The 19,365-nt window shown below is 70.9% G+C and carries 19 protein-coding genes; 12 read left to right on the plus strand and 7 right to left on the minus strand.

Annotated elements, in window-relative coordinates; translation table 11 throughout:
* The first annotated feature begins 422 nt into the window (after positions 1-422).
* From B056_RS0108025 to B056_RS0108045, 5 genes are all read left to right on the plus strand, one after another.
* Positions 423-1,376, plus strand: a complete 954-nt coding sequence (locus B056_RS0108025) for an ABC transporter permease (RefSeq protein ID WP_026239452.1) — start codon at positions 423-425, stop codon at positions 1,374-1,376.
* A complete protein-coding gene (locus B056_RS0108030) occupies positions 1,373-2,272 on the plus strand; it encodes an ABC transporter permease (protein WP_018501365.1) in 900 nt (299 codons plus the stop codon). Before B056_RS0108025 ends, B056_RS0108030 begins: the two co-directional genes overlap by 4 nt.
* A 175-nt stretch (positions 2,273-2,447) precedes the next feature.
* Positions 2,448-4,016 (plus strand): ABC transporter substrate-binding protein, encoded by a 1,569-nt coding sequence (locus B056_RS0108035; protein ID WP_026239453.1) that lies wholly within the window; start codon positions 2,448-2,450, stop codon positions 4,014-4,016.
* 38 nt (positions 4,017-4,054) lie between these two features.
* Positions 4,055-5,068, plus strand: coding sequence for an ABC transporter ATP-binding protein (locus B056_RS0108040; RefSeq protein WP_020572385.1), 1,014 nt, complete (start codon positions 4,055-4,057; stop codon positions 5,066-5,068).
* The gene (locus tag B056_RS0108045; protein ID WP_018501368.1) at positions 5,049-6,752 is read left to right on the plus strand and encodes an ABC transporter ATP-binding protein; all 1,704 of its coding nucleotides are present in this window, start codon (positions 5,049-5,051) and stop codon (positions 6,750-6,752) included. Before B056_RS0108040 ends, B056_RS0108045 begins: the two co-directional genes overlap by 20 nt.
* Before the next feature lie 147 nt (positions 6,753-6,899).
* On the opposite strand, the gene B056_RS0108050 is transcribed toward B056_RS0108045, so the two are convergent.
* Positions 6,900-7,565: a nitroreductase family protein gene (locus tag B056_RS0108050; RefSeq protein WP_018501369.1), complete on the minus strand. Its 666-nt coding sequence runs from the start codon at positions 7,563-7,565 to the stop codon at positions 6,900-6,902.
* 157 nt (positions 7,566-7,722) lie between these two features.
* Positions 7,723-8,586 carry an alpha/beta fold hydrolase gene (locus B056_RS0108055; RefSeq protein WP_026239454.1) on the minus strand — a complete coding sequence of 288 codons (864 nt, stop codon included), beginning with the start codon at positions 8,584-8,586 and terminating at the stop codon, positions 7,723-7,725.
* Between the two features lie 25 nt (positions 8,587-8,611).
* Between B056_RS0108055 and B056_RS0108060 the strand changes: the two genes are divergently transcribed.
* Positions 8,612-9,787, plus strand: coding sequence for an amidohydrolase family protein (locus B056_RS0108060; RefSeq protein ID WP_195905857.1), 1,176 nt, complete (start codon positions 8,612-8,614; stop codon positions 9,785-9,787).
* 119 nt (positions 9,788-9,906) lie between these two features.
* On the plus strand, positions 9,907-11,388 hold the full coding sequence (locus B056_RS0108065; protein WP_018501372.1) for a CoA-acylating methylmalonate-semialdehyde dehydrogenase: 1,482 nt from the start codon (positions 9,907-9,909) through the stop codon (positions 11,386-11,388).
* A gap of 139 nt (positions 11,389-11,527) precedes the next feature.
* On the opposite strand, the gene B056_RS0108070 is transcribed toward B056_RS0108065, so the two are convergent.
* Together B056_RS0108070 and B056_RS0108075 are read right to left on the minus strand one after the other, a co-directional pair.
* Positions 11,528-12,334, minus strand: a complete 807-nt coding sequence (locus B056_RS0108070; protein WP_051105574.1) for an HpcH/HpaI aldolase/citrate lyase family protein — start codon at positions 12,332-12,334, stop codon at positions 11,528-11,530.
* Between the two features lie 48 nt (positions 12,335-12,382).
* On the minus strand, positions 12,383-12,895 hold the full coding sequence (locus tag B056_RS0108075; RefSeq protein WP_018501374.1) for a MaoC family dehydratase: 513 nt from the start codon (positions 12,893-12,895) through the stop codon (positions 12,383-12,385).
* Positions 12,896-13,298: 403 nt separating this feature from the next.
* Between B056_RS0108075 and B056_RS0108080 the strand changes: the two genes are divergently transcribed.
* The 4 genes from B056_RS0108080 to B056_RS0108095 all read left to right on the plus strand — a co-directional run bounded on the left by B056_RS0108080 (position 13,299) and on the right by B056_RS0108095 (position 16,407).
* Entirely contained in the window at positions 13,299-14,072 is a 774-nt protein-coding gene (locus tag B056_RS0108080; RefSeq protein ID WP_018501375.1) for a sugar phosphate isomerase/epimerase family protein, read from the plus strand.
* Positions 14,073-14,100: 28 nt separating this feature from the next.
* The gene (locus B056_RS35765) at positions 14,101-14,850 is read left to right on the plus strand and encodes a TetR/AcrR family transcriptional regulator (protein ID WP_035750700.1); all 750 of its coding nucleotides are present in this window, start codon (positions 14,101-14,103) and stop codon (positions 14,848-14,850) included.
* The gene (locus B056_RS0108090) at positions 14,847-15,638 is read left to right on the plus strand and encodes an SDR family NAD(P)-dependent oxidoreductase (RefSeq protein ID WP_154676909.1); all 792 of its coding nucleotides are present in this window, start codon (positions 14,847-14,849) and stop codon (positions 15,636-15,638) included. The genes B056_RS35765 and B056_RS0108090 overlap by 4 nt, the downstream gene beginning before the upstream one ends.
* Before the next feature lie 85 nt (positions 15,639-15,723).
* Positions 15,724-16,407: a class I SAM-dependent methyltransferase gene (locus B056_RS0108095; protein ID WP_018501378.1), complete on the plus strand. Its 684-nt coding sequence runs from the start codon at positions 15,724-15,726 to the stop codon at positions 16,405-16,407.
* Positions 16,408-16,594: 187 nt separating this feature from the next.
* Here the strand turns inward: B056_RS0108095 and B056_RS0108100 are convergent, their stop codons facing one another.
* The 3 genes from B056_RS0108100 to B056_RS0108110 all read right to left on the minus strand — a co-directional run bounded on the left by B056_RS0108100 (position 16,595) and on the right by B056_RS0108110 (position 18,490).
* Positions 16,595-17,740 (minus strand): thiolase family protein, encoded by a 1,146-nt coding sequence (locus tag B056_RS0108100; protein WP_018501379.1) that lies wholly within the window; start codon positions 17,738-17,740, stop codon positions 16,595-16,597.
* 1 nt (position 17,741) lies between these two features.
* Positions 17,742-18,173, minus strand: a complete 432-nt coding sequence (locus B056_RS0108105) for a Zn-ribbon domain-containing OB-fold protein (protein WP_026239456.1) — start codon at positions 18,171-18,173, stop codon at positions 17,742-17,744.
* A 110-nt stretch (positions 18,174-18,283) separates the two neighbouring features.
* Entirely contained in the window at positions 18,284-18,490 is a 207-nt protein-coding gene (locus tag B056_RS0108110) for a hypothetical protein (protein ID WP_230202886.1), read from the minus strand.
* A gap of 323 nt (positions 18,491-18,813) precedes the next feature.
* Here B056_RS0108110 and B056_RS0108120 point away from each other — a divergent pair, with 323 nt between their 5' ends.
* Complete coding sequence (locus tag B056_RS0108120; RefSeq protein WP_018501382.1) at positions 18,814-19,236, plus strand: TOBE domain-containing protein; 423 nt, start codon at positions 18,814-18,816, stop codon at positions 19,234-19,236.
* Positions 19,237-19,365: the final 129 nt, after the last annotated feature.

A 19,365-nucleotide genomic window follows, 5' to 3' on the forward strand; every position in this document is an offset into this window, starting at 1 on the left:
GGCGAGAGCTTCCTCGCAGCGTCATGCGCGACCCGTCGCCACCGCCACCCGACACCGCGCGAAAGAATACCCGAAAAAGAATTTTCCCGGGGACCAAAAACATACGCAGAACGGCGTTTTCAGAACGACGATATATGGGTTCCCCCCACCGGAACAACGTGTCCGATATGTCGCGACCACACCCGGAGCCACAAGATCAACATCGCCTAGGGGCACCATCGCGCCCTACTCTGGCCCACGATGGGCTGGTCGGTGACGGTGCGGACGGAGGTGACACGGGGACACCCGAAATGTTGGCAACGGCGTGATCACCAGCTATAACTCTGTCCGAGAGATATCGGCGTATTCGCCGTCGGTGACGTAACGCAGACCGGTTCAGTCGTCGCCCGCCCGACCTTCGAAGGATCAAGGAAGCGAGCTGCATGCTGCTCACTGTTGCGAGACGTGTAGGCCGTAGCCTGCTCGTCGTCTTACTCGTGACCATGGGGGCCGTGGCGCTACTGAGCCTGGCTCCGGGGTCGGCCGCCTCCGTCATCCTGGGGGAGAACGCGACACCGGACGCCATAGCCGCGCTGAACGCGAAGCTGGGACTCGACCGGCCCCTGTGGTCGCAGTACACGCACTGGCTCGGCAACGCCGTCACCGGCGACCTGGGCACCTCCCCGGTGACCAACCAGCCGGTCCTGGACGCGATCGTCGAGCGACTGCCGGTCACCCTGGAGCTCTCCGTGCTGGCGCTGGTCTTCGCGCTGCTCGTCGCCGTGCTGCTGGCCGTGGCGTCCGCGAGCTGGCCGGGCACCCCGATCGACCGGGCCATCACGGCGCTGTCCTCGGTGTTCCTCTCGGTGCCCGCCTTCATCGCGGGCCCCGTCATGATCTACTTCTTCGCGTTGCAGGCCGGGTGGTTCCCGGTGACGGGCTGGTCACGCATCAGCGAGGGCCTCGGGGACAACCTCCGCGGCGCCATCCTGCCCGTCCTCGCGATCTCCCTGACCGAGATCGCGTCCTTCCACCGGCTGCTGCGCACCGACCTGGTCAGCACGCTGCGTGAGGACTTCATCGGAGCGGCCCGCGCCAAGGGCATGAGCCCGTCCTACGTGATGTCCCGGCACGCCCTGCGGCCGTCCTCCTTCTCCCTGATCACCCTGGTGGGCATCAACCTGGGCCGGCTGATCGGCGGAACGGTGATCGTGGAGTCCCTGTTCTCACTGCCGGGCCTGGGCCAGCTCGTCGTCTACTCGATCACCGCCCGCGACATCATCACCGTGCAGGGCATCGTCGTGTTCATCGCCGTGGTCTATGTGGTCATCAACATGCTCGTGGACCTCAGCTACGGCTGGCTCGACCCGCGCGTCAGGAAGGCGGCCAACGCATGACCACCCCCGACGTGGTGGACCGCGAGGTCCACTTACCGCCGGCCCCGGCGCTGGACGCACCGATCGTCCCGGTGGTGCGCAAGCCCCGCTCGATCCTGGTGTACCTGGCCTACGCCTGGCTGATCGCGGTGATCGCGCTCGCCGCCCTGGCGGACGTGCTGCCGCTGGCGTCGTACTCGATCCCCATCGGGAAGCCCCGTCTGGGACCGGACTTCAGCTCGTTCGACCTGTGGCTGGGCACCGACCAGCAGGGCCGGTCGATCCTGTCGCGCTGCGTGTACGGCGCGCGGGTGTCCCTCCTGGTCGGAACCGTGGCGGGCCTCATCGGGGCCGTCCTCGGAACCCTGCTCGGCATGCTCGCCGGCTACCTCGGCGGGGCCGTCGACTGGATCATCCGGCTGATCACCGACGCGATGCTGGCGTTCCCGCCGCTGATCCTCCTCCTGGCGCTGTCGTCCATCCTCACGCCGAGCGTGCGCACGCTGCTGGTGGGCCTGACGCTGCTGATCGTCCCGACCTTCGTCCGGCTCGCGCTGGCCAACACCCTCGCCTGGTCGTCCCGCGAGTTCGTCACCGCCGCCCGCAACATGGGCGCGGGGCACGCGCGGATCCTGGTGAAGGAGATCCTCCCGAACCTGCTGCCGCCGCTGGGCGCGTTCCTGCCGGTCGTGATGGCCGCGCTGATCGTGGCCGAGGGGTCGCTGAGCTTCCTCGGGATGGGCATCCCGCCGCCCCAGCCGAGCTGGGGCGGCATGATCTCCGACGGCAAGGAGGCCATCGCCGACTCCCCGCACATGGTGCTGGTGCCGGCGATCGTCATCTTCTTCACCGTCTTCGCGTTGAACCAGGCGGGCGACCACCTGCGCAGCCGCTTCGACCGCACGATGCGCGACTGACGACGCGCACCGTGACGGGCGCGCACCGAGCGCGTCCCATCGGGCGTGCGCGACTCGACTGGCCTTCCCAGCGCGCACCGCTCGGGCCGTGACCGAACGGCATCGCCCCCACCCGCCGTTCACGCGACCAACCGTTCCACACTCTCCATTTTTTCATGCTGACGAAAGGTCAACGATGTTCCGTAAGTCCCGGTTAGTCGCCACCGCTGTCGTGTGCGGCGCGGCACTCGCCCTGGGGGCCTGTGGTGGAGGCGGCGATGACACCGCGACCTCGACGAACGGCGCGGCGGGCCAGCCGGTCGCCGGCGGCGAGGGCCGGATCCTGCTGCTGGGCGACCCGCGCAGCCTGGATCCCGCGACCCTCAGCAACCAGGCCGCGATCACCGCGCCGGTCGGCAACGCGCTGTACGGCACGCTGATGATCACCGACGAGGCCGGCAAGGTCAAGTACACGATGGCCGAGTCGTTCGACACGACCGACGCCGGAAAGACCTTCACCCTCAAGCTGAAGCCCGGCCTGGTGTTCTCCGACGGCAAGCCGCTCAACGCGGAGGCCGTCAAGTTCAACTGGGACCGCATCAAGGACCCGACCCTGGGCTCCTCCTACGTCGTGGACGCGCGGATGATCGAGTCGACCGAGGTGATCGACGACGTCACGCTGAAGGCCACGATGGTCAACCCCGTGCCGGCGTACGCCCAGGCCGTCCTGAACTCGTCACTGAACTGGATCGCCTCACCCGACGCCCTGAAGGCCGGCCGGGACTCCTTCGACAAGAACCCGATCGGCGCCGGGCCGTTCACCCTGGCGAGCTGGACCCGCCAGGCGGACATCAAGTTCGTCAAGAACCCCAAGTACTGGGACGCGCCCAAGCCCTACCTGGACCGCCTCACCATGCGCTCGGCGACCGACGCCACCCAGCGCCTCAACACGGTGATCAGCGGTGGCGCCGACGTCGCGATCGACACGAACACGGTCAACATCGACAAGGCTGAGACGTCCGAGCTCAACGCGGTCGTGACCACCCTCAACGGCGGCAACTTCATGGCGTTCAACTCGCGCCGGGCGCCGTTCGACGACATCCGTGCCCGCCAGGCGGTGTCGGCGGCGATCGACCTCGACGCGCTCAACCTCGCCGCCTACAACGGCACCGCTTCCCTGCCCGACACGCTGTTCGACAAGAGCTCGCCCCTCTTCTCCGACACGCCACTACACAAGACGGACAAGGCGCTCGCCCAGAAGCTCCTCGACGAGCTCGCCGCCGACGGCAAGCCGGTGAAGTTCACCTTCTCCAGCTTCCCGTCCTCGGAGAACAAGGCGATCGCGGAGAACATCCAGGCCCAGCTGAGCGCCTTCAAGAACATCACGGTCTCCGTGAAGATCGTCGACCTCGGCCAGGTCGCGGCGCTGCGCACGACCTTCGACTTCGACATGCTCGTCTCGTCCGCGTCCTTCCAGGACCCGGAGCCGCGGCTGTGGCAGGCGTTCAGCCAGGACTCCGTGGCGAACCTGCCCGGCGTCAAGGACAAGGAGCTCTCGGACGCGCTGCTCGCGGGTCGCACCGCGACGACGACGGCGGACCGCAAGGCCGCTTACGAGACGGTGCAGGAGCGGCTGGTCGCGCTGAGCCCGGTCTTGTTCTACCAGCGGTCGACGAACGCGGCGATCGGCACCGCCAAGGTCGGCGGGATCGTCCAGTACGGCAGCGGCTCGCTGCTGGTCGAGGAACTCTGGATCAAGAAGTAGCCGTAGGTCCGGAGGATGGATGAGAGGTCCCTGCGCCCATGAGTACTGATCCTGTCCTGCAGGTGCGCAATCTGCGCGCCTACATCGGCACCCCGCGTGGAGTCGTACGCGCCGTCGACGACGTCTCCCTCGACCTCGACTCCGCCCAGGCCATGGGCGTGGTCGGGGAGTCCGGGTCCGGCAAGTCGGTGATGGCCCGCGCGATCATGGGCCTGATGCCGGCACGGTCCGGGTGCTCCGGCCAGGTGGTGTTCCAGGGCCGGGACCTGCTCACCCTCCCCCGCAAGCAACGCTCCGAGATCTGGGGCAAGCAGATCGCCATGGTGTTCCAGGACCCGGGGCGATCACTCAACCCGGTGGTCCGGGTGGAACGGCAGCTCACCGAGGGAATGCGCAAGCACCTCGGCGTCGGCCGCTCCGAAGCTCGCGGCCGGGCCCTCGACCTTCTCCGGGAGGTCGGGGTGCCCGACCCCGAGCAGCGCCTGCGCAACTACCCGCACGAACTCTCCGGCGGCATGCGGCAGCGGGTCATGATCGCTACCGCCCTCGCCTGCGAGCCGACCCTGCTGATCGCCGACGAGCCGACCACCGCGCTGGACGTCACCGTCCAGCGCCAGATCCTCGACCTATTACGCCGGGTCCAGCGCAGTCACGGAATGTCCATGATCCTGATCAGCCACGACCTGGCGGTCGTCGCCGGCCGCACCGACCGGGTCGCGGTGATGTACGCCGGCCGCCTGGCCGAGGCCGGGGCGACCCGACAGGTCTTCGAGGCCCCCCGGCACCGCTACACCCACGCGCTGCTCGAGGCGACCCCGACCATCGACCACGAACGGCACGCGCCGATGCGGCTCATCGCCGGCTCGCTGCCCAACCCCATCGACCCGCCCCCGGGATGCCGGTTCGCGGCGCGCTGCGGGCACGTCGACCCCACCTGCGCCGACCCCGGGCCGCAGATGGCCTCCATCGGCCCGGATCACGACGTCGCCTGCATCAGCCCGGTGCAGGACGCCACCACGCCCGTCCCCGGAGGTGAGCTCGTTGGCCGGTAGCGGAACCGCGCATCTGCGCGGCGAGGACGCCCTGCTCAGCGTGCGTGAGCTGGTGGTCGAGTACCCGACCAAGGGCGGCGTCGTCCAGGCCGTCTCGAAGGTCAGTTTCGACGTCCTGCCCGGCGAGACGCTCGGGATCGTCGGCGAGTCCGGCTGTGGCAAGTCCACGACCGGGCGCGCCGTGCTGCGGCTGGACAGGCTGACCTCCGGCGAGATCACCTTCGCCGGCGAACGCATCGAGGGCGTCGGCGAACGCCGGATGCGCGAGCTCCGCCGCTCCATCCAAATGATCTTCCAGGACCCGGTGGCGTCGCTGAACCCCCGCCGCAGCGTCAAGGACATCGTCGTCGAGGGCCTGGCGGTCGCCCGCGCCCCGGCCGCCGAACGCGCCACCACGTCGGCGTCCGTCCTCGCCCAGGTCGGGCTGGACGGCGACCGCTTCGCCGACATGCTGCCCCGCCAGCTCTCCGGCGGTCAGGCCCAGCGGGTGGCGATCGGCCGGGCGCTCGCGTTGCACCCCCGCCTGCTGATCTGCGACGAGCCGGTCTCCGCCCTGGACGTCTCCGTGCAGGCGCAGATCCTCAACCTGATCGAGGAGCTGAAGGCCGAGTTCGACCTGACCGTCGTGTTCATCGCGCACGACCTCGGCGTCGTGCGGGCGGTCAGCGACGACGTCCTGGTGATGTACCTCGGCAAGGTGTGCGAGTTCGGTGACTCCGACCTGGTGTACGACCAGCCCGCCCACCCCTACACCCGGGCGCTGCTGGACTCCGTCCCGCTGACCGACCCGGAGCGCGGCTTCACCGGCCCCGCGCTGGAGGGCGACCTGCCCTCCCCGCTGTCCCCGCCGACGGGATGCCGGTTCCGGACCCGGTGCCCGCTGGCCGAGGAGCGCTGCGCCGCCGAGGAGCCGGAGATCCGCGAGGTCCGCCCGGGCCAGTACGTCGCCTGCCACTTCCCGCTGACCTCACCGCTGGCCGAATCGGCGGCCGCGGCAGCGGCCACGGAGGTGGTCACACCGGTCACCGTCACCCTGACCGAGACCACGCCCGACGCCACCGAGCCCCCGGCGAGCGAACTCACAGCCACCACACCCGAGGCCACCAAGCCCCCGGTCGCCGAAGAGCCCCCGGTCACCGAGCCCGCGGCCGCCAAGCTCACGCCCGGCGAACCGGCGGCTGCGACGGCGGCGGAGCCCACGGCTGTCGAGTCCAAGGTCGCCGAGCCCGTGGTGGCCGAGCCCGCGTCCGCCACGTCGGTGACCGCCGAGCCTGTACTCGCCAAGGCCGCCGCGGCACCCGCCACCACGGCCCCTGCCAGCACGGGCGACGAGGCTGCAGCCGTGGACGACCAGGCGGCGGGCGACCCGCCGACGGTCGAATCGGCCGCCGGTGAGCAGACCGCGACCGAGGCCTCGACGAAGCCGACCACCGACGAGTCAGTGGCGGCCGGGACCGCCGCCGTGCCGACCCCGGCCACCGACGACCCGGCCACGGCCGAGACCGCGACGACGCCGAGTGGCACCGCGGCGCCCGCGAGCGCCGAGCCTCCCACGGCTACAGCGACCACGGAGCAGGCCACGGACGCTGGTGATCCGCCCACCGTCGAGACGACCGTGAGCGACGACGTGGACGGCAGCGCGGACGGGGAGACGAAGAAGACCTCTGGGGGCACCACCGCCTGACCCGGAGCCGATCCCGGGTCTCCCGGGATCGGCTCCGGCAACGCCGCATCAGACCTTGGTCTGCGCCTGGGGCCTCGCTTGCCGGAGGCCCCAGGCGGTGGCATGTACGTCGGGCGAGATGAGCCGTCAGCGAGGACACCTCGGGCGTCACCCGTTGAGCAGGGGGTTGTCCCAGGTGTCGAGGGCGGCGACCTTGTGTAGCGGACGGCGGCGGACCGGCCCGTGCTTGCCGACCGGCCAGCCGACGGAGACCAGCGAGGCGATCCGCCACTCGTCGGGGATGCCGATGACCGAACGCAGCTTGTCCTCGGCGAAGGTGAACCAGGTGCTCGGGACGGTGCCCAGGCCCTCGGCACGCGCGGCGAGCAGGAAATTCTGCATCGCCGGGTAGATCGAGCCGCCCTCGATGAACTCGGGCACGAAGCCCGTCAGCCGGTAGCAGAACAGCACGTAGACGGGCACGCTCTCGAAGTTGTCGACGAGGTGCAGCATGGTGCGGGTCAGCCGGGCCTCGCGCGAGTCGTCGTCGGGCGCCGGGCGCTCGTCGGCCTGGCCGTAGATGGTGCGGACCCAGTCCCACCCCTCGCGGAACGCCGGGCCGAGCACCGCGCGGACCTCCGGGGAGCGCAGCACGACGAACCGCCAGGACTGCGCGTTGGACCCCGACGGCGCCCAGGTCGCCGCCTCCAGGCAGCGGGCGATCACCTCGTCGGAGACCGGGTCGGGCCGGAAGCGGCGCAGCGAGCGCGCGGTGCGCATGGCCTCGCGGAGCTCGATGGCGGGCGCGGCGGCTCCCGACTCCAGATCACTCATTCGGCAACTACTCCTCTGGTCCGACCCGAGACGGGTATGGCGACATGTCCACCTTCACCACACCCGTGACGCGCGTCAAACCGCCCGGAGCCCAGCGCCCGTGGCGGGGAGCCGGCGGCGCTCCCGGTGGAGCGCCGCCGTTCACCGCGAACCTCTGTCAGGCCAGATTCCGGTCAGCCCATTCCAGCAGTAGGGGAGCGAGCTTCGGCCAGTTGAAGAACAGACCTTCCTTCGCCGCCTCCGGGGTGTGTCGGTCGTTCCACTCCGTGTCCCCCCACGGCGGCTCCTTGAGTTCCGCCCTGGGCAGCAGCTGGGCGATCTGCTCGGAGGTCTCCCGCCGGTGGTGGATATCGCTGACGCCGCTGCGCAGTACGAGCGCCGGAATATCGAGCTTGCGCGCGTCGTCATCGGGAAGGCCGGGCACGAGCTCGCCTTCCCGCGGGCAGTAGACCGACATCCAGCGTTCCATGGTGGCCAGGAACTCCTGGCGGTCCTGGTCGAGAATGCGCTGGCGGTTCCCCGGGTTACGGGTGATGGGCTCGTTCCATTCCGGGAGAGCGGCGACCGCCTCCATCCCGTCGTTCCAGGCGGCGGTGAACGAGCCGCTGCCGTAGTGGACGCCGATGCTCATCAGACCGTAGACGCCGCCACTGAGCCACCAGATCGCCAGGCCGGAGGCGATGTCCCGATGCCGCGCGGCCGTGAGCAGCGACACCCTGGAGCCGCCCGAGCCACCCGCGATGACCGTGGGCCCGAGGTCGAGATGCCTGATCAGCGCGGCGAGCGTGTCCGCCTGCATCTCCGACTCGGACGTCCCGTCGAAGCTGACGTCGGACTCCCCGGTGTTAGGTCGGTCCCAGATCAGGGCCCGCCGGCCGGTCCGCGCGATCTCCTGGGCGAGCTCACGGATACCCGGCGTGTCCTTGCTGTAACGCCCACCCGGCGTGATCGCCCAGGGCTGGCCTGTCTCGCCGATCAACTCGTAGCCGACCGACAACCCGTTAACTGTTGCTCGTGTCATGAGTCACATATTAACATCGACATCCATGTCGATATCTTTGAAAGAGAGCGACCTGTTCATCGTCGATGCGGACTCGCACTGGTCAGAGCCCCCGGATCTGTTCACCAAGCGCGCTCCCGCTGCATACCGTGACCGGGTGCCTCGCGTGGAGGATGTCGACGGCACCCCGATGTGGGTCTTCGACGGTAAGCCCGTCGGGCGTTTCAGCGCAGCCGGTGTCATCGGCCGCGACGGCCGCAAGGAGAGCGCCGACACCGCGTTACACCACTGGACGATCGACCAGGTCCACGTCGGCGCGTACGACCCGGTGGTCCGCCTCGGCGTGCTCGACGAGTGCGGCATCGACGCCCAGATCATCTTCCCGAGCACGATCGGCCTCGGCGGCCAGGACCTGGGCGCGGCCGGCGACCCCGCGCTGACCCGGCTCTCGGTCGAGATCTACAACGACGCCATGGCCGAGATCCAGAGCGACTCGGGGAACCGGTTGTTACCTCTGCCGCTCATGCCGGCCTGGGACGTCGACCTGTGCGTCACCGAGGCCCGCCGGGTCCACGCCCTCGGCGCACGGGGAGTCAACATGACCTCGGATCCGCAGGATCTGGGCGCCCCCGACCTCGCGAACCCGGCCTGGGATCCGTTCTGGGAGGTGTGTACCGAGCTGGAGCTGCCGGTCCACTTCCACATCGGGGCGAGCGTGACCACGATGACGTTCTACGGTAAGTACCCGTGGGCGTCACACGACAACAACACCAAGCTCGCGATCGGCGGTACCCTGCTGTTCATCGGGAACGCCCGGGTGGTGACGAACCTGATCCTCTCCGGGATCTTCGACCGGCACCCCGGCCTGAAGACGGTGTCGGTGGAGAGCGGCGTCGGCTGGATCCCGTTCATCCTCGAGGCACTGGACTACGAGATGTCCGAGAACGCCCCCGAGGAGCTCCGTCGGATGCGCAAGCCGCCGTCCGAGTACTTCCGGAGCAACATCTACGCCACGTTCTGGTTCGAGAAGAACCGGAACAAGCTCCCGGCACTGATCGACGCGGTCGGCGAGGACAACATCCTCTTCGAGACGGACTTCCCCCACCCGACCTGCCTCTACCCCGACCCGCTGGGGACCGTCGAGCCGAAACTGGCCACGTTGTCTCCGCAGGCCCGGGCGAAGATCCTGGGAGAGAACGCCCGCAGGCTGTACCGCCTCTGAACCACCGTCATCGACCCCTCGTCCGGGGTGGCCGGGGACCCTTCCCCGGCCGTCCCGGTACGTCATGTCCACGCCGCAATCGGGCATCCGTGCAGGATGCGAGTCAGGAGTAGGAACGCGTGAAGACGATCGGGCACTGGATCAACGGCAAGTCCGCCCCCTCGGCCTCCGGCCGCGTCGGCCGCGTCTTCGACCCGGCCCGCGCGGTACAGACCGGGGAGGTCACCCTCGCCTCCGCCGCGGAGGTCGACGAGGTGGTGCGCGTCGCCCGGGACACCGCCGTGACCTGGGGCGCGTCCTCGCTCAGCAACCGCTCGACGCTGCTGTTCCGGCTGCGTGAACTGCTCGACGCCAGCCGTGACGAGCTCGCCGCCGCCGTCGCCGCCGAGCACGGCAAGGTGCACTCCGACGCCCTCGGCGAGGTCGCCCGCGGCATCGAGTGCGTCGAGTTCGCCTGCGGCATCCCGCACCTGCTCAAGGGCTCACACAGCTCGGAGGTCTCCCGGGGCGTCGACGTCCACACCGAACTGCACCCGGTCGGCGTGGTCGCGGGCATCACCCCGTTCAACTTCCCGGTCATGGTGCCGCTGTGGATGCTGGCGAACGCGGTGGCGACCGGCAACACCTTCATCCTCAAGCCCTCGGAGAAGGACCCGTCGGCCTCGCTGATCCTGGCCGACCTGGTCACCCGGGCCGGCTTCCCCGACGGCGTGTTCAACGTCCTGCAGGGCGACGCCGAGGCGGTACGTGCCCTGCTCACCCACCCCGGGGTCGACGCCATCTCCTTCGTCGGCAGCACCCCGGTCGCCCGCTCCATCTACGAGACGGGCACCGCCGCCGGCAAGCGGGTGCAGGCCCTCGGCGGCGCGAAGAACCACATGGTCGTGCTGCCCGACGCCGACATCGAGTCGGCCGCGAACGCCGCCATCTCCGCCGGCTACGGGTCCGCCGGCGAGCGCTGCATGGCGATCTCGGTCGTGGTCGCGGTCGGCGCGGTCGCCGACCCGCTGGTCGACGCGATCGCGGCGCGCATCCCCGACGTCGTCGTCGGCCCGGCCTCCGACGAGGCGTCCCAGATGGGCCCGCTGATCACCGCGGAGCACCGCGACCGGGTCCGGTCCTACGTCGTGGGCGCGGCCGACGAGGGCGCCCGCGTCGTCGTCGACGGCTCCGCCGGCCGCGACGAGGGCTACTTCGTCGGCTGCTCGCTGCTCGACGGCGTCCGGCCGGGCATGCGCGTCTACGACGACGAGATCTTCGGCCCGGTCCTGAGCGTCGTGCGGGTGGACAGCTACGACGAGGCCGTCGAACTGATCAACAGCAACCAGTACGGCAACGGCGTGGCCTTGTTCACCCAGGACGGCGGCGCCGCCCGCCGGTTCACCCGCCAGGTCGACGTCGGCATGATCGGGATCAACGTACCGATCCCGGTGCCGGTCGCCTGGCACTCGTTCGGCGGCTGGAAGGCGTCCATCTTCGGCGACGCCCCGATCTACGGCCCGGAGGGGATCCGCTTCTACACCCGGCCGAAGGTCGTCACCTCGCGCTGGCCCGAGTCGACCCCCACCGCCGTCGACCTGGTCTTCCCCGCGAACCGCTGACGGCCAATCGCTGACACCGCCGGGGGTCCGGGGGGACGGGACGCATCACACCCGCTCCCCCGGCGCCCGGCCGGGGAGACACCGTGCCGAGGGCCGGGCCGGGTCCGGGCAGGCGTACCCGTCCGGTCAGGCGTGGCGGTCAGGCGTCGGCGCGGCGCAGGATCTGGCGGGCCTGCGCGACCAGCGGCGCGTCGATCATCCGGCCGTCGAGCAGGAACACGGCGCTGCCCTCGCTGCCTGCCACCACCCGCCGGGCCCAGGTGACATCCTCGGCGGACGGCTGGAACGCCTTGCGGACCACGGCCGCCTGCGAGGGATGGATGCAGGCCTTGGCCACGAAGCCGGACGCGACGGCCTCGTCGGCCTCGGCGGTCAGGCCGGCGACGTCGGCGACGTTCAGGAAGACGGTGTCGATCGCCGGCACGCCGGACGCGGCGGCGTGCAGCAGCACGGTGGACTTCGCGTGCCGCGCGATGTCGCGGTACCGGCCGTCGGCGAGCCGACTCGAACTCCCGCCGAGCGACGCCATCAGGTCCTCGGCGCCCCACATCACGCCCGCCAGGTTCGCCGCGCGGACCACCTCGGCGCTGGCGAGGACCCCACGCGCCGTCTCGCACAGCGCGACCACCTGGTAGGGGTCCGCCTCCTCGACCTCGCGGACGTCCTCGGTCTTCGCCAGCATGATCGTGCGGTACCCGGTGCGGGCGAGTGCACGGATGTCCTCGTCGTAGTCGGCGGTCGACCGCGGGTTCACCCGGACGATCACGCGCGCCGGGTCCACCGGGTTCTCGACCAGCGCCACGCGGGCCTCGGGGCGCCGTGCGGCGGCCACCGCGTCCTCGAGGTCGAGGATCACGGTGTCCGCGGCCGCCAGCGCCTTCTGGTACCGGTCCGGCCGGTCCGCCGGGCAGAACAGAAGCGACGATCCCAGTGCCCAGTCGGTCACGCTGTCTCCCACCTCGAAACTCCCGGCAGAACCTCGGCCACCGGACGGTCAGCCGGCGTCCGGGCCGCCGGTGCCCGGCCCGCCGGCGGCCTCGCCGGCCGGCAGGCGCATCATCAGCGCGGTCCGCTCGGCCTGCGCGACGAGCACACCGCGCTGGTTGCGGGCCCGGTGCAGAAAGACGGCGATGCCGTTCGCCGGCCGGGAGCGGGAATCCCGCTTCGACAGGACCTCGGTCTCGGCGTAAATGGTGTCACCGGCGAGGACGGGCGCCGGGAAGCTGATGGCGCCGAAGCCGAGGTTCGCCACCGTCGTGCCCTGCGTCAGTTGCGGGACACTCAGCCCGACCATGACCGACAGGGTCATCATGCTGTTCACGAGCCGCTCGCCGAATTCCGTCGACGCGCTCGCGGCGGCGTCGAGATGCAGGCTCTGCGGGTTCATCGTGAGGGTGGAGAAGAAAGTGTTGTCCGCCTCACCGAGAGTGCGGCCCGGGCTGTGCACGTAGATCGCGCCGGTCTGCAGCTCCTCGAAATAAAGCCCGCGCTGCTGAATTCGCGTCACATCTCCGCCTGATCTGTCCGCCCGATTTTCGCCCGCATTATTGCACCGACGATTTTCCGGATTACCCGTCCCGCGACGAACTGTACTGTACGGACCGGCCCACTCGACTGTCAACGCGCATACCGGTGTCCACCGATACCCGGACCGACCCTTATAGCAATTTCACCCGTGCCGGTCGACTGTTAGCCGCTGATAGTGGTCGACATCGCCCGGGCCGCGCCACCGGCGGGCGCGGGGGCGGGGGCGGGAGGGGGGCCTTGCTAGTTGCCCGCGTCACATGTTTACATTGACGTCGACTTTGAACGACGGCTCGGGGCCACCGTCCCGGGACCACCGTCATCCGGCGGACACACCAGCGGCGCCGCCCCGGTCGCGCCGCCAGCGCACCAGGGCGGGACGGGCGATGACATCGAAACCGAGGGTCGAGCTGGCGCTGACGCCCGACTCACGCTGGGACGTCGACACAGCCGGCCTCGTCGCGGCGGCCGCGGGCGCCGGGTTCGAGTCAATCGGGCTCGCCGTGGGCAGCGCCGACGCCGCAGGGGCGGCCGCCCTCGCCGCGGCGGGACTGCGCTGCCACGAGGTCCTGGCCCTGATCGTGACCGACGACGAGGAGGCCACCCTCGACCAGGCGCGCCGCGTCGCCGCGGCCGCCGCCACGGTGCGCGCGCCGTGGGTCCTGACCGGCTTCCGGGTGGGGCTCGACGAGCGGAGCACGGCGCTGATCGCCCGGTGCGCGGCGTTGTTCGCCGACGCCGGGGCCGGGATGGCCGTCGAGTTCAGCCCGCTGGGCGGCGCGAAGTCGATCGCCGCCGCGGTGGACGTCGTCGAGGCCGCCGGCCCGGAGCGGGCGGGGGTGCTGATCGACACGTGGCACTTCTTCAACGGGGAGAGCACCTGGGAACAGCTCGAACAGGTGCCGCTGGACCGGATCGCCTACATCCAGTTCGACGACGCGCTCCCACCGGTCTCACCGAACGGGATCAGGGAGACGATGCACCGCCGCGCGATGCCCGGCGAGGGGATCTTCGAGCTCGACCGGTTCGCCACCACCCTGCTGGACCGGGGCTGGTCGGGCCTGGTCAGCGTCGAGGTGCTCAACGCCGAGCTGCGCGAGCTGCCCGTCCCCGAGTTCGCCCGCCGGGCCTACGAGACGACCGTCGGGTACTGGCGTTGACGTGGCGGCGCCCACCCGGGAGGCGGGCATGACCGCCACCGGCGACGGTGCCAGCGGCAGTGCCGGTGCCGGNGCCGGGGCCGGGGCCGGTGGGCCGCGTTCCCGCCGGGGCGCCGAGACGAGGGCACGTCTCGTCGACGGCGCGCAGGCGGTCTTCGCGGAGAAGGGCTACCACGAGACCCGGGTCGCGGACATCGCCGAACGCGCCGGCCTGTCGCACGGCTCCTTCTACCACTACTTCGATTCGAAGGAGCAGATCTTCCGGGAGGTCGCCGCGGTCGTCGACGCCGCCCTGAGCGCCGGGATGAAGATCATCCTCGCCCGGAACTCCCGCGCGTCGCCGCACGAGCGGCTGACCGAGGCGATCCGCGTCCACTTCGAGGCGTACCGCGCGCAGGCCCGGATCATGAGCGTGATCGAGCAGGTCTCCCGGCACGACGAGCAGGTCTACACCCTGTGGACCCAGCTGTTCGGCCGGCACTCGGACGACGTCGCCCACTCCATCGAACAGCTGCAGCGCCACCGGCTCGCCGACCCCGCGCTCGACCCGGCCGTCGCCGCCGCCGCGCTCGGCGCGATGATGTGGCGCTTCGCCGAGCAGTGGCTGGTGCAGGGCCAGCCCGGGTGCGACTTCGACGTCGGCATCGAGCAGATCACCAGGCTGTTCGTGAACGCGCTCCAGCTGCGCGACCCCGCGGAGCCGCCCGACGAGCCGCCCCACGACGGGCCGCCCAGGCCCCCGGCACCGAGACCACACACCCCAGGTGGGACCACATGACTACGCCGATGACCGACCTGCTGGACCTGACCGGCCGGGTGGCCATCGTCACCGGTGGTGGAACGGGCATCGGGGCGGCGACCGCGCGGCTGCTCGCCGCCCACGGCGCCGACGTGGCCATCGCCGCGCGCACCGTCGACGACCTGGAGCGGACCGCGGCGGACGTCCGGGCCGCCACCGACCACCGCTGCCTGCCCGTGCCGACGGACGTCAAGGACGAACAACAGGTGATCCGGCTGGTGCGGCGCACCGTCGAGGAGCTGGGCCGGGTCGACATCCTGGTCAACAACGCCGGCGGCACCCGCCTGGGCCCGCTCTCCGCGCTGCCGACCAGAGCCTGGGACGCCAGCTTCGACCTCAATGTGCGGGCGGCCTACTTCTGCACCCGGGAGGCCGGCCGCCACCTGGTGGCGCAGCGCTCGGGCGCGATCGTCAACATCTCCTCGGACGCCGGCCTGCACGGGGTCCGCGGCGGCGCGCACTACGCCTCGTCCAAGGCCGCGCTGCAGATGTTCACGACGGTCACCGCGGCCGAGTGGGGATGCCACGGGGTGCGCGCCAACTGTCTCGCCGTCGGGCCGGTCGCCTCCGAACGGGCGGTCGAGGCGTGGCGCGTCGCCGGCATCGACACGTCCGAGTTCAGCACCACCCCGCTGGGCCGCCCGGGGACGCCCGCGGAGGTCGCGAACGCGGTCCTGTTCTTCGCCAGCGACGCCGCGTCCTACATCACCGGGCAGACCCTCGCCGTCGACGGCGGCCCGAGCCTGGGCGGAATCCGTGACACCTGAGGCGCGGCGGCGGGAGGCCGAAGGGACCGGCGGGACGGGACTCGCGACAGGTCCGCTCCGCGCGTCCCACCCGTGACCATGGGGCGTGGCACGGACGACGGCTGACGGCCCGGCAGGAACGGCGGACACAGCAGGCACGGCGGGTTCGCCGGGTGGAAGCGGCCGGTTCTGGGAGGACCGCTACCGGCAGACCGACCGGATGTGGAGCGGGGCCCCCGACGAGCTGCTCGTCCGGGAGGTCGGCGGGCTGCCGCCCGCGACGGCGCTGGACCTGGGGTGTGGCGAGGGCGGTGACGCCGTCTGGCTGGCCGCTCAGGGCTGGCGGGTCACCGCGGTCGACGTCTCCCCCACCGCGCTGGCCCGGGCCGCCGGCGCCGCGACTGCCGCCGGGGTCGCCGAGCTGGTCACCTGGCGGTGCGAGGATCTGGCCGACGGCGTTCCCGAGGGCTCCTTCGACCTCGTCCTCGCCATGTTCCTGCACTCCCCGGTCGGCATGCCGCGCGCGCGGGTGCTCCGGGCCGCCGCCGGACGGGTGGCGCCCGGCGGGACGCTGCTGGTGGTCGGGCACGCCGGCGCCCCGTCCTGGGAGCCGAGGAGAAAACCCCACACCCGCCTCGCCGGTCCCGACGACGTCCTGGCCGAGCTGGGCGCGGCCACCGGGGGCTGGACGGTGGAGCTGCGGGAGATGTACGAGGCACCCATGTCCCGCCCGAACGGCCAGGTGGGCTTCCGGGTCGAGAACGCCCTGCGCCTGCGACGTCCGACCTGACCGGCGGCGTCCCCGCAACCGGCGACCGCCCGGTGCCGGGCCGGGGGCACGAACGAGAACGACCCCGTGCCCCATGGTCACGGGGCACGGGGCACGGGGCCGAACGGCCGGCCGCGGCAGCCGTCGGGTGACGCGGTCAGCCGGCGATCAGGCGATCAGGCGATCAGGTGGTCAGGTGGTCAGGTGGTCAGGTGGTCACGATCGAGACACCGGCCGTGCCGGGCGCGCCGTAGAGCTGGGCGTAGCCGACCCTCGGGTTGCCGGGCACCTGCCGGTCACCGGCCTGCCCGCGCAGCTGGAGGACCAGCTCGTGGATCTGGCGCAGGCCGGAGGCGCCGACGGGCTCGCCGTTGGCGATCAGCCCGCCGTCGGTGTTGACCGGCAGCCGGCCGCCGATCTCGGTGGCGCCCTCGGCGAGCAGCTTCTCCTGGTCTCCGTCCGCGCAGAAGCCGTTCTCCGCCATGTGCATGATCTCGGCACCGGAGTCGGTGTCCTGGACCTGGATGACGTCGACGTCCTCCGGGCCGATGCCCGCGGTCTCGTAGGCCGCCTTCGACGCGAACACCGTGGGGGCCTCGGCGTGCTCCACCGCGGCCCAGGAGCTGTGCACCTCGTGCGCGCCGTAGGTACGGGTCCGCAGCGTGCTCGCCCGCAGGTAGATGGGGTTGGACGTGTACTGCCGGGCGATGTCGGCGCGGCACAGGATGATCGCCGCGGCGCCCTCGTCCGGACTGCAGAACATGTACTTCGTCAGCGGGAAGTTGAGCATCTGCGAGGTGAGGATCTCGTCCTCGGTCAGCGCCTTGCGGCGGAAGGCGTTGGGGTTCAGCACGCCGTTGCGGTAGTTCTTCGCCGCCACCCGGGCCAGCGTCCGGTGCGAGATCCCGTGGTCGTGCATGTAGCGGTTGATCTTCATCCCGAAGAACTTCGTCGTCAGGAAGTGACCGATGTCGCCGTACCAGGGCGGGGCGCTGTAGTGGACGGGGTCGGCCGTGAAGGCGCCGAAGGCGTGCTTGTCCATGCCCACCGCGAGGCCGATGTCGTACTTGCCGTAGCGGATCGCGTCGGCGGTCAGCTCCAGCGCGGTCGCGGCGGTCGCGCAGCCGTTGTAGACGTCCATGAACGGGATCCCGGTGAGGCCGAGCAGGCCCACGACCGCGTCGGGGTTGTCCACCTCACAGCTCCCGCCGAAGGCGAACTGGACCTGCTTCCACTCGAGGCCGGCGTCGGCGAGCGCGGAGCGGACCGCCTCGGCGCCCATCTGGATCGCGGACTTGTTGCCGAAGCGCCCGAAGGGGTGGATGCCCACCCCGATGATCGCGACGTCCTCCATGTCAGTTTCCTCCCTCGGACGGCGCGAACGCGTACGACATGACCTGGGTACCGTCCTCGTCGGTACGGAACGGGTAGATCACCAGCTCGAGCCCCATCCCGAACCTGATCTCGTCGGCCTTGCTGATGGTCAGGCGGCCCTCGACACGCACGTCGTCGCCGAGCTGCACGAGGCCCACCGCGAACGGCTTGAAGGTCTCCGGCGTCTCACCGCTGGCGTAGGGCTCCTTGGGCAGGAACTCCTGGGTGGTCCACGTCCACAGCGTGCCCTCGCGCGGCAGCAGGCGCTGCTCCATCTCGAGCTTGCCGCAGCGCGGGCAGGAATCCTGCGCGGGGAATGTGACCGCCGCGCAGCTGCGGCAGCGGGAGCCGATCAGCTGTGGTTTCTCCGCGGGCCAGGTGAACACGTCGGGTGCAAAGGGAATCTGTGCCATCAGAACACTCCTAGCCTGGTGACCGGCCACGGACAGGTCACTAAAAATCATCCGGATGTCGGCCGGCGGAGGCCACGGCGCTCAGCTCGGCATCAGACGTCTTCGGCGGGTCACACCGGGGCCACCGCGCGCGGAGGCTGCGCGGACGTGGGTGGCCGGGTGCCGCCGACCGCGTGGGTCGCGGGCCGGCGCACGGCCGGGACGAGGACGAGCAACGGGATCCGGCCCTCCACATCGTGCGGATCGTGCGCCGGGCGGCCGGCGGTCAGCGGGTCGCCCGAAGGCGCGCAGCCCCCGGGTAGGGGCAGCATATGCACATTCCCGACGCACCCGCACGGGAAGCGATCGGGCTCCGGACCGGGCCCGGGGCCCGGTCCGGAGCCCGATCAGAGCCGAGCCGGATCCGGGCTGGCTGGTACGGGACGACCTCGGGATGGCGCGGGTGACGGCCGGCACGCCCACCCAAATCGACACCGCCAGTAGCGCGTACCGGCACGTCACCTCGCACTTTCGGGAATCCGCCGCGGACGGGTGACCTACGGTCATGACGAGTGCGTTCCGGCTGCTGAATGGGTAGGAAGAGCTCTCGGGTACCGCCCGGCGCCCAGCCAGCCATGCTTTCGACACGACGAGGTGGCCAGTGAGCCTTAGCATCCGCAACAAGCTGACCGGAACCGTAAGCGAGATCACCCGGGGGGCGGTGATGAGCACCGTACTGATCACGCTGCCCGGCGGGCAGAGCCTGACCGCGGCGGTGACGCTGGACGCCGTCGACGACCTCGGCCTCAAGGAGGGCTCGGGGGTCGACGTCCTGATCAAGTCCACCGAGATCTCGCTGGCCACCGGCAGTGTGGACGGCCTGAGCATCCGCAACCAGCTGCGCGGCACCGTCTCGGGCATCGAGACCGGCGGCGCCATGGCCGTGGCGCACGTCACCCTCGAGCAGGGCGGCGAGCTCACCGCGGCGATCACCCTCGCCGCCGCGACCGAGCTCGGCCTGTCCGCGGGCACCGCGGTGACCGCCCTGGTCAAGTCGACCGAGGTGGCCGTCGCCGCGGCCTGACGGGCCAGGGGGTGAGCCCCGTCCGGCCGGGGGCAGCCCCGTGGCCTCCGGGTCGCGGGGACAGCCCCAACCCACAAAAGTCCGCACCTGCGGATAAAACAAGCTGATAGCTTCGCATCCACGGACGTA

Source organism: Parafrankia discariae (genome assembly GCF_000373365.1).
GTDB lineage: Bacteria > Actinomycetota > Actinomycetes > Frankiales > Frankiaceae > Parafrankia > Parafrankia discariae.

Bases quoted from the DNA above. Each gene is read 5' to 3' on its own strand.
- B056_RS0108060 (WP_195905857.1), top strand. From the start codon at position 8,612: ATGTCGATATCTTTGAAAGAGAGCGACCTGTTCATCGTCGATGCGGAC.
- B056_RS0108105 (WP_026239456.1), bottom strand. From the start codon at position 18,173: ATGGCACAGATTCCCTTTGCACCCGACGTGTTCACCTGGCCCGCGGAG.
- B056_RS0108030 (WP_018501365.1), top strand. From the start codon at position 1,373: ATGACCACCCCCGACGTGGTGGACCGCGAGGTCCACTTACCGCCGGCC.
- B056_RS0108100 (WP_018501379.1), bottom strand. From the start codon at position 17,740: ATGGAGGACGTCGCGATCATCGGGGTGGGCATCCACCCCTTCGGGCGC.
- B056_RS0108025 (WP_026239452.1), top strand. From the start codon at position 423: ATGCTGCTCACTGTTGCGAGACGTGTAGGCCGTAGCCTGCTCGTCGTC.
- B056_RS0108080 (WP_018501375.1), top strand. From the start codon at position 13,299: ATGACATCGAAACCGAGGGTCGAGCTGGCGCTGACGCCCGACTCACGC.
- B056_RS0108050 (WP_018501369.1), bottom strand. From the start codon at position 7,565: ATGAGTGATCTGGAGTCGGGAGCCGCCGCGCCCGCCATCGAGCTCCGC.
- B056_RS0108055 (WP_026239454.1), bottom strand. From the start codon at position 8,586: ATGACACGAGCAACAGTTAACGGGTTGTCGGTCGGCTACGAGTTGATC.
- B056_RS0108040 (WP_020572385.1), top strand. From the start codon at position 4,055: ATGAGTACTGATCCTGTCCTGCAGGTGCGCAATCTGCGCGCCTACATC.
- B056_RS0108090 (WP_154676909.1), top strand. From the start codon at position 14,847: ATGACTACGCCGATGACCGACCTGCTGGACCTGACCGGCCGGGTGGCC.
- B056_RS0108035 (WP_026239453.1), top strand. From the start codon at position 2,448: ATGTTCCGTAAGTCCCGGTTAGTCGCCACCGCTGTCGTGTGCGGCGCG.